Source organism: Lysinibacillus xylanilyticus (genome assembly GCF_001183605.1).
GTDB lineage: Bacteria > Bacillota > Bacilli > Bacillales_A > Planococcaceae > Lysinibacillus > Lysinibacillus xylanilyticus.
Genome location: NZ_LFXJ01000005.1, coordinates 274,682 through 288,371, shown reverse-complemented (window position 1 = coordinate 288,371; position 13,690 = coordinate 274,682). Strand labels below are relative to the sequence as shown.

Sequence of the window (13,690 nt, the reverse complement as noted above, 5' to 3'; positions counted from 1 at the left end):
TAGTATTTATTTGATTACGTTCTAACGAAAAAAAGTAGCATAACTCCTTTAAAATCAAGGTTTATGCTACTCTTTTTCTAATTTTTTATACTCGTATTTCAATTTGCAATGCAGTTCGATTTTCTTCAAAAGAATTGATTAGACTTTGATAATATGTGATAGTATAATGATATTTTTATAAATTAAATGATTAAATATCTCTTATAAAAAAAGCGTAATCATTTTCTTCAGGAGATACATCTAACAACTTTTTCAAACTTCTATTAATTATACAAAGTCCTACTTGTGATTTAGAATTCAAATAAAAATCAAGCATTTTTTCGGTATCTAAAATTGTAACATTAACACCAAATCCTCCATCCATAAAAACTACATTATTACCTTTCCCTAAGTATGGGGTTACTTTTTCTTTAAGCCATGTTTTCAGATATTCTCTATCACATCTAGTATCTACACGATCATTTGGTATACAAAATGTTTTTGTTAAATACTCCAGTTCTCTATCCTCGTTTTTAGTGTATTCATCAGGTAATAATACTTTTTTGAATTGAACCCCAGGGAAGTTTTCATACTCTTTTTTCAATACTTGCCGCCGCAACTTTTCCCTTAATTCCATAGTTTCACTACTTTCTACATTTGATCTCTAAATGATGGTCTGCACCTTTTGGGTCATCTATTGAAAAATATCTTTTCTCTTGGTTTTTAAAGTCCATTGTACGTCTCTCAGTCATATTTTCTACTGGCTGGCTGGATGAACCATTCCAGCATGTGCGTGTGTAGGACCAACACTGTTTGGATTTGGATCATTTGTATGAAGCACAGTAACTTTCTTTTCTCCATGAGCATCTGTAAAATCATAATATCTACCATGAGTCGTATTATTAGAGTTATACTCATAATGTGGATGGGTTTTGTCCCAGCCTCATACTTTTTTTTAGTAGATACAATTTGCATAAATGGATATTTTGTTTGTGGTGTTACAGCATATGATTTAATTGGGGCATATCTTTTATGGACCCATATCAGGGTCATAAAAGTTTAACTAAATCTATTTTATCCTTTTCAATAAAAACTCAAAAAGCTGAGTACAAATAATGTCCTGATGTCCTTCTTTAACTGGAAATCGAAAAAAATACAATTGATCTAGGTATGAATCCATTTCATAAAAAGGAAGACAAAAAAATTCTGAATAACTCACGAAAATGTTTTTTATATTTTCAGATATTTCTTCATGATTCACTTTAAAATTTGTGATGTCATAAAAAACTTCATAATAAGTTTTGTTGATTCTCTTAACCGTGACGAAAGGGATTTTGTGATTTTGACAATAATTCCAGTGGTCACTTGCGTCGTTTTCAATTGATAAATAAATGAATTTTATCATCATAAATTACCTTTCACCCTACATTTTATCTTAGGCTTGTTGTCTTTAAATTTAAAAGTCAGTTACCTCTGTCATTTTTCCCTTATTATGTTTAGCCATATAATGTACATTTACGCCATTTACTTTCTGCTCTATCCTACTCCATCCCTTCACCTCATAACACTTATCTCCTATTTCACTAGCCTTAATGATTTCAATTCCATTTTCGGGATGTTTTTTAATATGATCCATTGCAAAAGCTTCATTTTTGTTTCTTGGCTTCGCTCCATATAATGATTGGGCACATGACCCACAATCGTTAACATCTAGTAAGACTAAGTTCGTATTTGCAGTACTACATGATCCAATGATATTGATTGATGATTTTCATGTAGCTGTTCCTACCTCTTCAAAACACAATCCATTAATTCCGTTTTTTTCAATAAAATCTATAAACTTTTGTGTACAATAATAGTTTGAACTAACTTTATCGTCTCTAAATAAAGTTTCATTTTCTATCTTTTCTAAATTAAATCTGATGTTTGTACTTCGCATCATTGCAAGAGATTCTTGCAAATCTAAGCCATTAAAATTAATTGATGTTACCACATTAGTTACATTTATAAATATATATTCTTCTGAAATGCCTTTGATTTTTATTTGGAAGGTTTCTATAATATCAGAAAATTCTTCAATAAAAAGCTTTTCAAATTTCTTTTTTATTATAAATGTAGCTCCATAACATCGTGAATCAAAATCTAACAATTTTCCTCTTGTATGTTTATCTTCTGAGATACCAAAAATCTCTTCATTCCAATCCTGATTAATCTTCTGTCCCTTAAAAGTTGAAAAAAGACCAACATCTTCTTTATTCAAAAAAGTTAAATCTTTATAATCATAGTCATTTTCAAATCTATATACTTTCATAAACAACACCTCTAATCACCAAATTTTAACATTGAATGATAAATCATTCCTTATATTCTCTAGCTCAGCTATCACTGCGTCTCTCGCTTTTGTCCTACCTAAACTTTCAGCAAACTCCAACCTACTAGCAACATTTTTAAAATATTCATCGGTATGAATTACTCTATGATAAGCACCAGGTTGTATACTATTTGGATCCATATGTTTTAAATAAACTCCATTATCTGCACCGTTGACATTAATCTTGAGTCTTTCCAGAACATCTCTAGCTCTTTGGGCATGTAAGTTTGAATGATCTCCAGCAACAATATGATGAGCTGCTGAACCTTTAAACTTATGCCAAGCACGTTTCATGTACCCTTGATTCTTTCTTAACTCACGATTAGCTTTGTTCATATTCTTTCTTAATTCTTTTGTACAAGAAAGACCGAAAATATCTATAGAATTATTTGTATCTTGTACATATCTATATAAGACCAAACCACCATTAAGCCCAATCGGATCTTTTTGTGTATACATTCCCTCAATTGGTGAGTAATATCTAAATCTATTGTAGTAAAGACCAGTTTCCTCATCCGCGTATTGCCCTTGATATCGGAATGGTATATAGACTACTCGTATTCTGTGAACGATTGCTTAATTCATCATAGCTACTTGCAATCCAATGGTCATTTTGCCACTCCTTGATCACTTGGCCAGATGGGTCTCGTTCCAGGTTTAAAACAGCTGAATCTAGTTTTCCTTTGTTTAGATGTTGATAACAACCTCTGATAAAGATTTTTTGCCTTCCCTACATTCAATACCTTCTGGGAAAAAGTAAACGTCATTTATTTTCGACTACCAAATTGAACAACTTCAAAAAATTAAACCAAGGAATTACTAAGTCAATTAATCCAATATATTTTTTAAATAAAACATCAAAATTAAAGGGCGGTAAACCCCATTAATGGATTTATCACCCTCTATAAATTAAAATTCTAATCAATTAAAAAATGTAAAGACTTTTGGAAATTAGAGATATAAACTCAATTGTTTTATGCTTTTGATTTTGCATTAAAAATCTTCGTTATATTTTCAAGATTTTATGAAGTAGCTTAGTATATACATAAAAACAGATTCATTTCTACAAAAGAAACTGTTCTTAACAAAAACTTATCTTGCAGTTGTCAATTGTATGTCATTTGTCATCCAATCTTTTTAAATATCTTTAATAAAAAATTCTAGAAAATACTCTTCTTCAAATATCACAATCCATTTTTTTAAATCCCTGTTTAGTATCATAATATCCAGAGATGGGCTTACTTTAAAATAATGTTGTAAAAACATTTCAATATTTTCAAAGAAAACTGCTAAACCTCCATTACCACCAATAATGAACTCAGAACTGTAATTCAAATAAGGTAGTATCTTTTCTTTTACCCAATCAATCATATTACTTCTTTTAGAGTCTATCGGAATTCTATCATCACATTTACTATCAATCTTTCTTATAGCATCGATTACATATGTTTCATCTTTCGTTAATTCCTCATTTGAAGCCATTCTAAATGATTTAATTCCAGGAAAATTTTCGTATTTCTTTTTAAATTTGTAGAGCGCTATTTTGTCCTTAAAATCCACGTACTCTCATCCCTTCTTACATTTAATATCTAGATGATGATCTTTAGTCTTCGGATCATTTATCTTCCTATATCGCTCTTCCTTAAAATCATACGTAAAACGCTTTGGATCATTCGGAGGCCCTTTGTGAGTCCCTGCATGTGCATGTGGAGCCCTTTCTGGATCATTCGTATGCAAGACGGTAACTTTCTTTTCTCCACGGTCATTAACAAATTCATAGTATCTACCCTGTGATCCTTGGTCATTTGATACTTTATAATTTTCATAACCATGTTTATTGTAATCACTGCCTACAGTCCATTGTCTTACAGGTTGTTGACTTCTTGGTATTCCTGCTAGTTCTTTTGCATAACGAAGAGCTGCTCTTTTAGATGGGAATGGATTTAGTCCAAAAGGATCTACCTCATGTAATGGGTCTTTAACATAGCCATAAAGAGTCGGATTATTCCCTTCAAGTCCTATCGGGTCAGGCTGTGTATACGTGCCCTCTTTTGGTGAATAGTACCTGAACCTATTATAGTAAAGTCCAGTTTCTACATCGTGATATTGTCCTTGACACCTATAAGGAATGAAATGCTCCTCACCAGTGAATTCCATCACTCGTCCATAAATATCAAGCTCAGCTGACCAAACCTTTTTACCTTGTTCATCATAAGCTTCTACAGGCGTTCCAAGATAATCACTGAAAATACTGTAATTACCTTCACTCGTGATTTTAGCTGAAGGAATGAACCCTTCATTAAACACCCATGTCACTAGATTATCTGGTATTTGAGACTTGTTTTGTGAATAATACTCATCTAGATTTTCAAATATATCTGAATTATCCTGCAAGTAATACTCATTTAGGATAGTGTTTCCATCCCATATGAAATGCATTGTTTTTTCGTTTGAACTCTTCTCAATTCGTCTACCTAGCGAGTCATACTTGAAAGTAACTTCTGTTCTGTCTGGTTTGATGACCTTCGACATCATGCCATTGCCGTTATATTCGTACTTCCACGTATCACCGTTCTTCTCAACTTTCTGAGCGAGATTACCCTCTTCATCATAAGAGAATGTTGCCTCTTTTGTTTCAAGCAATCTGCTGCCAGCACCATAGACACGATCTGTCTTTTCTTTCGTTTCATACAAATTCCCGACATCATCGACACTACGGTGTAAGAAGTCAAATTGACCGCCTTCATTGGACCAGACTAGGTTACTGAATTCATCGTAACCATAGGTAACTTTTACACCGATTAACTCGTTTACCATGCTTCGTAATCGATGATTGACATCCCAATTATACGCTCGTCTTCGTGTATCACGGTTTTGACTACTTATTCGGTGGTGTGTTGGTCTACCTGTAACGTCATACTGCCATTTGCTGATGACATCTCCTGGTAAGATTCTCTCAATCTCTTGACCGAGTTCATTGTACTGCAATGATGCTGTCCAATGTTCTTGCTCTGAGCGAGAAGCTGTGATTTGTGACACATTGCCCATTTCATTACGAGCGACATCATATCATTTCAATGTCTCATGTCGAATAGTTAGTTAGCTATAGACCATTTAAGATTAAAACTACTAGCTGTTTTGGGTTCTCATGTCAAAAAAGTCTTGATCTAGACGAAAAGGGATAATAATTACACAAAAAACAAACCCATTCCTAACAAAAACATATGTAAAGGAGATCTTTTGAATTCTCCTTTACATATGTTTTGAAAGTTAAAATAAATACTAATAGTATAATAATAAGTTCTTAACTAATAAAATTATATAAGCCACTCACCTTCTCCTTATGAATAACTTCCAACATATTAAACAATAACTTAACATTGTTACTTTTCTCTGTATCAGTCAAAATGGTATAGATATAGTTATGCACAGGACAACAATACTTTTCATCCTCAGAGACTACACAATAGCCCCTATTATCATTTTTCTCTATATGCCTCCACTTCCAACCGTATTTTTTTTCTAGAATGGATCCATATAATGAACCAATTTCAAATGCTATTTCTTCAACTTCTTCGTCTATTAATTTATTATCTCTATAATGAGACAACGCTAATTTAATATTGTCGAGTGACATTAAATAATCATCAATATCTACTATTTTTAATTTTTCCTGACTCAAAACAGATAAGCTTCTAATTTCATCCATTTCTTCATTTTTTAATTTACGAACCTTAAGATTATCCTCATGAATTAACCAATTTTCTTGCATAATTCTTTCCCCCTTAGGACTTTTCTAGATTTTATTTTCCCATTTAGCTTTACTTATAATTAATCAAGTCTTCCTTTTAACATAGCAACATTATTGATTCCCGGTTTCCACTAAGTTGCATCTGAATTAATAGAATTGTAAAGGATACCATGTAATGTTTATTTTTGAAAAACATTTATTAAATAAATTTCCTTCACAAAAAAGGAGTAGCAATAAAATCCGATTTCTAAGATTCATGCTACTCTTTTTATTTAGGTTTAAATTTTACTCCAAGAATAACCACCGAGTATTAATTTCATATCTTAAAAACTAACTAAGATAAATACAAGTTACCCCCTAGCGTTTAACTAGAAAAATAGTTATTACTTAGTTTTAAAAAACACTTTTTCTGAGTAATAATCTCTACATTATTATGGTTTATACACATCAGCTTCATTTGAAGGAACAAAGGCAATACCTTTCAATTTAAGTTTTTCAGCTTCTTTTTTAAATTCTTCTGAACAAAACAATATACTTGAAAGACTAGTATTATTTATTAGAAAAACATCTGAAAGAGTATTTGATTTTTTCAGCTGTAAATCCCATATTTTTTTTATACTACCATCTTGCCTATAAAATTCAATATTTGATTTCTCCATATCTATTACATCTTCTAACCTATCATAAAATCGCACATAATAATATTCCTTTGACGATATACTTTCATTTTGCCTGTTAACCATGTGCAATTTAGTGTATTGAAAATTATTGATTCCAAATTTTAATAATAAATTTAGAAATTCTGATGTTATGAAAAAACCTTGACTATCCCATCTCAAATCAAACGCATAATTTCTATCCTTTGAAACAAACCATAACTCTTTAGGTAATTCTGTTTTTATATTTTTTGTGGTTCTCCATTCCCCAGCATCAGATTTTCTTGCTTCAAATGGATCTTTTTCAAAGAATTCCGTATGCAATATCCCCTCTAATAAAGTAGGGCATGACTTCTCTTTCTTTTTAAAAATTGCATAAATATTTTCCATTAACAACACTCTCTTTCATTTATGATAATCTACCACAAGGTGTTTTAGTTTTTATTTTTCCAGAAATGATTTTCTTTCTTTGACTTCTTTGTAGAGATTCAACATACTGTTTTGCTTGTTTTGCATTAATACTCTCATTTTCAAACTTTTTGTATATTTTATCTAACTTTGTCTCCAACATCTCGGTATAGTTACGATGTCTTGATCTGTGGTACACTTTTTGCCCATGATTTTTTGCATTTGCAGGGCTATCTGACATTAATAATCCATTTGTAAAATGATCTCTCATTTCTCTTGGTAACCCAATACTATCTAAGAAATTAGCATATCGATCCCATGTTAACTCAGGTATAAGATGATGTGCTTGCATTCCATCTCCTTTTATTCCTCCTAATGATTTATCTAGTGCTGTAGAACCTTTGCTTAATCCAAATATATCTATCCATCTATTTGGATCATTTACATATCCATACAAAGTAGGGTTTCCACCAGCAAGGCCAATCGGATCTACTTGAGTATAATTCCCTTGTTCCGGGTCGTAATATCGGAATCGATTATAATATAATCCTATTTCTACATCTTCATACTGCCCTTGATAACGGAATGGAATGAAGTCTTTCTCACCTGTAAATTCATTCACTTTACCGTAGATATCAAGCTCAGCTGACCAAACCCTATCACCTTGTTCATCATAGGCTTCAACGGGAGTTCCTAGATAGTCACTAATAATGCTGTAGTTGCCTTCATTCGTAATTTTAGCTGAAGGTACGTTCCCATCATTAAAAATCCATGTGACTAGACTTTCATTTTCTAGTTTAGCTGAATAATTAACTAAATACTCATGTAGAATAATATTTCCATCCCACACGGTTTTAGTTGTTTTTTCGTCAGAACTTTTCTCTATTCTTCTACCTAGCGAGTCATACTTGAAAGTAACTTCTGTGTTGTCTGGTTTGATAACCTTAGACATCATGCCATTTCCGTTATATTCGTACTTCCAAGTATCACCGTTCTTTTCAACTTTCTTAACGAGATTCCCTTCATCATCATAAGAGAATGTGGCCTTTCTCGTTTCAAGCAATCTGCTGCCGGCACCATAGACACGATCTGTCTTTTCTTTCGTTTCATACAAATTCCCGACATCATCGACACTACGGTGTAAGAAGTCAAATTGACCGCCTTGATTGGACCAGACAAGGTTACTAAATTCATCATAACCATAAGTGACTTTTACACCCGTTAACTCGTTTACCATGCTTCGTAAGCGGTGATTGGCGTCCCAATTATATACTCTTCTTCGTGTATCGCGGTTTTGACTATTTATTCGATGGTGTGTCGGTCTACCCGTCACATCATACTGCCATTTGCTTATGACATCCCCTGGTAAGATTCTCTCAATCTCTTGACCGAGTTCATTGTACTGCATTGATGCTGTCCAATGGACTTGCTCTGAGCGAGAAGCCGTGATTTGCGACACATTGCCCATTTCATCACGAACGACATCGATTTCTGCACCTAAACTACTCGTAATCTGTGAACGGTTGCCTAATTCATCATAGCTACTCGCAATCCAATGGTCATTCTGCCATTCCTTGATTACTTGTCCAGATGGGTCTCGCTCTAGCTTTACGGTCATATGCTCATTTTCAGTCTCAACTAACGAACCACTTTTGTCATAGCCAAACGTTTCCCAGGTACCATCATAGTAGTCAGATCGAATGACATTCCCTAAATTATCATGTTGATACGCTGTCCAACGATCACCCGGACGTTGAATTCTCTGAACTAATCCTGCCAGACTTCGCTCATACTTTCTTTCCATCTCATCAAAGCCGATTTCTTTAATGATATTCCCTTTCATATCACGTTCAAACTGATATGCTTCGCCTTTTTCATTGAATATTGCGTTTAACTGCTCCTCTGTATCATAGGCGAATTTGACCTTCTTCCCACCTTGTTCTCGGGATATTAAACTGCCAAGAATGGTGTAATCAAAGGCTACTTGCGTATGATTATCTTTTGCCAAAACTATATCTTCATAGGCATTGTACTTCATTTGAACGTCGTTACCATCTGATAGATTTACTCGTACAAGGCGATTCAAATTATCATAATGGAACTTCTCCGTGGCCCCTAGCGGATTTGTCGTTGATGTGCAGTTACCACGACGGTCATACGCCCATGTCGAACTCGTTCCGTCTGGCAATGTCACTTGACACAGGTTCAGATCAGCATCATAAGCTAAGCTTACCACATGGCCTTGCGCATTTGTCACAGTTTTAATTAAATATTGCTCATTATAGGAAAATTCTGTTTTCGTTCCATCTTCTAAAATATTTTCCTGTAATGTCCCATCTTCATTATAAATCCATTGACGACTTCCGCCCTCTGCGTTTACAGCCTGAATCGGTCTATCTTTTTCATCATACTGAGAGGATAAAGTACTACCATCTGCAAAAGTAATCGTCACTGGATTTGCCCATTCATCATAGCTATATGCCGTGACACGACCATCTTCATCTACTTCTTGCAGTAATTCAAAGTCCTCATTATATTGATAGCTAACTTCACTACCATCTGGATGAACTATTTTCGTACAGAGATTATCTTCGTTGAAATAATAATAACTCATATGACCTAAACTATTCGTAATTTCGTTATAGCCTTCGTGATATGCAAGCTCCCCTGCAAGGACATTGCCATCTCCCCATGTTTTGATGACTCGTGCACCTGTAGTTGGGCCATCATAGCGCCAGAAGAAGCTATTTTTATTGCGATCCGTTTTTTGCATCATTAAATGATTAACATATTTAATATGTGTACTTTGCCCTAACGCATCTTGGATTTCGATTAAATCTTGCACATCATTGTAAACATAACGAACTAAGACTTCACGACTCATCTGGTTACGTAGGGCAACTTCTGTCATTCTACCTGCCTCATTGGTCGTAACCTCGAGCACTCTACCCACACTGTCCGTTACTTGAGATAGGAAGCCTTTAAGGTTATAGGCAAATTGAATATGATGGGCTTGCTCATTTCTTACTTCTTTTAAACGGTATGTTGTTTCTGTTGTTTGTTCAAATACATAAATCAATCGTGTATCATGCTCAAATAAATGATACTCCTTGCCTGTATTTGTTAAGGTCATTCTTTCTCGTTTGTTAAAATACGGCAAGTTTATTGGTAAAATTGGAAACCCTGCTGCGCGACCATCCGTCACAACTATCCCAATCAGGTCTTCTTCTTCAAAAATCTCTAAGGCTAGATCGTATGTAAAGTGCATACCATGACCTGACAAGCCAATCCGGCTACTATCACTGTACCAAGCACGTTCCCATGATAGTGGGATAGGTCCAGGTAGTTCAAAGTCGATGCCTTCATAAATCATACGCCCTGTGATTAAATCAACAGGCTCAAATCCTCTTTTACAGAATTTTTTACTTAACCCTTGTGTACAATTAAATTTCTTTAATACCCCATGATTAAGTTTCGTTAGCCCAGTTTTGGCCATAGCTTTCATACCGTCTACTACCTTCGACGCAGCAAGCAATTCATCCATGGATGAGACAACTTTATCTGCTGCCGTCTTCACAGCCTTAGACGCTTTGTTAGCTAGTTCCGCTAGTCCCTTTACTGCATCTAACGTTTTAGATACTTTCGGATAAGCTGCCTTCATCCCTTTTGCTAAAGCTTTTGAAGCATCTATTGCCTTATCAGCACCTTTTGCGGCATCAGCAGCTTTATCTAAGAGTTTTGCCCCTTTTTTTACCTTGTAGGCTGCTTTCGCGGCATCACCAACTAATGGGACCGCGCCTACTAAGTTCATGGCTGCATCCATGTAATTCCCTCTTGCCAAGCTAATACCTGCATTCGCAATATCTGCAAATGTACCTATGACAGGAATAAATCCAGCAACATCCAATGCTGCACTTACGCCATCTACTAAACTACTAAACCAGCCTTTTTTCTCTTTCTTCTCTTCTGCCTTTTGCGGGAAGATTAAGTCAACTTTCGTTGTAGCTTCGATTGCTTCTTCATTTAACTTCGGTGGCTGGCTTTGCTTCTCTATACCTTCTTGATCAATGAGCGTACTAATTAATTGTGTGTCAGCGGCCATTATCACATGACTTTGTTCCTTCGCTGATATCGCAATCCATTCTTCCGCCTCTACGGCAAGCTCTTTCATTCCACTAATTTCGAGTGTTTCATCCGCAGCTAGCATGATGGTACTGTTACTTTGAAATGTTACGCCATCCCCATCATCCATCTTTAAGTCCAAGACACCATCTACTGCACTAAAGGTAATATCACCAACACCTAATGTCACATCTTTCCCAACATTAGTCGCCAATGATTTAACGGTAGTGTCCGCCATTTTCTTCGTCTGCTTTTGCCCGCCCTCTGGTGTGGCTGGACTCACACGCACCGAGCTGATAACGATGGCTTCTTCTTCAACTGCACTAGGGAAATGCAATTGGGCACGTGCACCTATTTGGGGCATTAAATACATAACGCCATTGGCATCTGCTGAATAAGCAAACCAATGTGCTTTTGCTTGATCCTGGCTTTTATCTATATCTAAATGAATTTTAACGGTGTTTTGCGTAACATCAATGATTTTTCCTGTAAATGCTGCACCAATGAGGTCTAAATTGCGTGCCAATCGCTGACGAATACTTTTCTCTGGTTGGGCAGTATATTGAAACTTCAACACACCCCCATCAAGATGGGTTTCTCTAACCGTTACGACATAGGAACTTCCCTTGAATTGCACCAACGTGCCCAACTCATGGGGCTCCGTGCTTTCAAACTCACAAAATGTATAATCGGCTTCACTCACATCCGTACCATCATTTTCAGTAATCAAGCGATACGCATCGACGTCCATACGTAATGTAGACGGCAGATGGTCAATCGTTATGCTTTTCCTACTTTGAGGTGTACCAAGCCAGAATCGAGCACCTTTTCCTTTTAAATCTGGAAAAACAACGGCGTGCAAATGAGAGGCCATTCTTTTAATAAATTCCCAATCTGTTTCTAAGTATTGAATCGCGATACTACCAATAGCTTGACCGTTAGAAGCTTGGTCGATGTAATCCCCGTTAGGATAGGCTTTCACGATGTGATTTATTAATTGCACATACGTCATATTGGCATCTTGAAAAGAACGTGAGCGCTTCGCAATATCCATATCTGCAGTAAATGATACAGCCTCAACGGAGACATAGTGCACTCCTTGTGATGCCTGCAACTCTGCATTTTCAATTCTTCCTGAGAACAATATGGCACTTTCTCGTCCAAATTTCACAACCACTTCATCTGTATGATTGACCCGCTGAATATACTTTTGCGCTTGCTCTTCAGCGATCATTCCCGTAAAGTACAACCTCGCATGGTCATTGCCCTTATGTTTGATAGTTAGTTTATCTAAATGAATAAGTGGATAAGGCCATTCGAGCACAAGATCCTCATACGTACTAACCATGTGTACTTCCTTTTCTTCTAGCGATTTCATTACTTACCTCCTTTCAATCAACCTCGTCTTTTAAAAACCTTGTTTCGGTATTTCTACTTCCTCTTGTCCGTCATGAATAATTTCGATTTTGCCTCCACCTGCTGAGCATTGGGTATGACAGCGGCTTAATAACGCTTGCTTCCCCTCGATATTGACATTTTCCATTCCTTCCATCCAATCAATGGAACATGTTGGTGTACATGGCTTTTGCAACTGTAAACAAACACCAAAGGTTGGGATGTTGTCAGGGTTTCGATCCCCTACATTCATGACGGCTTTCTCTTTAATATAAACGCCATGGTCTTTCGGCAAATTTAAATAATTGAGATGGCTTCCAAACTCACAAGAAATGATTGCTCCATGTACCACATAACTAAATTGCTCCTGTTCCGAACCTTCTGTTTCCAAACTTTCTACAACTTGAGCCATTAGATATCCTTCCTTTCGTATCGATTGAACAATGTCTCAAACTATGACAGTGTTTTGGAATGATTTATTAGAATGATCTATCGTCTTTGTAGTTTTACTCGCTGCAACTGAATCCCGAGATATGGTCGTCGTAGCATACTCTCTGCCACATCTAAATTGACGATGGTGAACGATTCCTTTTTGCCGTCGACTTGAAAAATACAATCCAGTTCCACTTTCTTCGGGTCAATTACGAGTTCCTTTATTTGTCCGTCTGGATAATAAATCGTCTCATCGGAAATACAGTTCTTCTTTACAATGTCCATAAGCCAATGCACACGCTGTGTTCCTTTCTTCACATCCGTAAAGACAATGGCTGTAAATTCTAAGTTATCCTCGTATTTCACTAACAATCCTTTTAAATCATCCGACACGATTCTTCTAGGCTTCTCTAAATAATCCAGATATATCGCATTGTCTTTTTCTATTACTTCCCCGAACACAGACGAACAGACAAAGTTATCATCGAGGTCTGTCTTGAAAGGAATAATTGGATTTGTAATGCTTTGATCTTGTCGAAGAATAAAATACTCCATCTTTTCCTCCTGTAACTATCA

The 13,690-nt window shown here is 35.6% G+C and carries 11 protein-coding genes; all 11 read right to left on the bottom strand.

Going from position 1 to position 13,690, the window contains the following annotated elements; genetic code table 11:
• Nucleotides 1-190: 190 nt before the first annotated feature.
• The 11 genes from ACZ11_RS04520 to ACZ11_RS04460 all read right to left on the bottom strand — a co-directional run bounded on the left by ACZ11_RS04520 (nt 191) and on the right by ACZ11_RS04460 (nt 13,669).
• Nucleotides 191-616, bottom strand: coding sequence for a hypothetical protein (locus ACZ11_RS04520; RefSeq protein WP_049664111.1), 426 nt, complete (start codon nt 614-616; stop codon nt 191-193).
• A gap of 819 nt (nt 617-1,435) precedes the next feature.
• The gene (locus tag ACZ11_RS04505; RefSeq protein WP_049664106.1) at nt 1,436-1,615 is read right to left on the bottom strand and encodes a hypothetical protein; all 180 of its coding nucleotides are present in this window, start codon (nt 1,613-1,615) and stop codon (nt 1,436-1,438) included.
• Nucleotides 1,616-1,750: 135 nt separating this feature from the next.
• Nucleotides 1,751-2,290 carry a hypothetical protein gene (locus ACZ11_RS04500; protein ID WP_049664105.1) on the bottom strand — a complete coding sequence of 180 codons (540 nt, stop codon included), beginning with the start codon at nt 2,288-2,290 and terminating at the stop codon, nt 1,751-1,753.
• A gap of 15 nt (nt 2,291-2,305) precedes the next feature.
• Complete coding sequence (locus tag ACZ11_RS04495) at nt 2,306-2,896, bottom strand: RHS repeat-associated core domain-containing protein (RefSeq protein ID WP_236690858.1); 591 nt, start codon at nt 2,894-2,896, stop codon at nt 2,306-2,308.
• A gap of 591 nt (nt 2,897-3,487) precedes the next feature.
• Nucleotides 3,488-3,910: a hypothetical protein gene (locus ACZ11_RS04490; protein ID WP_049664104.1), complete on the bottom strand. Its 423-nt coding sequence runs from the start codon at nt 3,908-3,910 to the stop codon at nt 3,488-3,490.
• A gap of 6 nt (nt 3,911-3,916) precedes the next feature.
• A complete protein-coding gene (locus ACZ11_RS25580; RefSeq protein ID WP_161804433.1) occupies nt 3,917-5,389 on the bottom strand; it encodes an RHS repeat-associated core domain-containing protein in 1,473 nt (490 codons plus the stop codon).
• Nucleotides 5,390-5,654: 265 nt separating this feature from the next.
• Nucleotides 5,655-6,122, bottom strand: coding sequence for a hypothetical protein (locus ACZ11_RS04480; protein ID WP_049664100.1), 468 nt, complete (start codon nt 6,120-6,122; stop codon nt 5,655-5,657).
• Nucleotides 6,123-6,532: 410 nt separating this feature from the next.
• Nucleotides 6,533-7,147, bottom strand: coding sequence for an Imm43 family immunity protein (locus ACZ11_RS04475; protein ID WP_049664099.1), 615 nt, complete (start codon nt 7,145-7,147; stop codon nt 6,533-6,535).
• A gap of 19 nt (nt 7,148-7,166) precedes the next feature.
• Nucleotides 7,167-12,665, bottom strand: a complete 5,499-nt coding sequence (locus tag ACZ11_RS04470) for an RHS repeat-associated core domain-containing protein (RefSeq protein ID WP_049664097.1) — start codon at nt 12,663-12,665, stop codon at nt 7,167-7,169.
• A 30-nt stretch (nt 12,666-12,695) separates the two neighbouring features.
• On the bottom strand, nt 12,696-13,094 hold the full coding sequence (locus tag ACZ11_RS24680) for a DUF4280 domain-containing protein (RefSeq protein WP_053093195.1): 399 nt from the start codon (nt 13,092-13,094) through the stop codon (nt 12,696-12,698).
• Nucleotides 13,095-13,171: 77 nt separating this feature from the next.
• Nucleotides 13,172-13,669: a hypothetical protein gene (locus ACZ11_RS04460; protein WP_049664095.1), complete on the bottom strand. Its 498-nt coding sequence runs from the start codon at nt 13,667-13,669 to the stop codon at nt 13,172-13,174.
• Between the last annotated feature and the right edge of the window lie 21 nt (nt 13,670-13,690).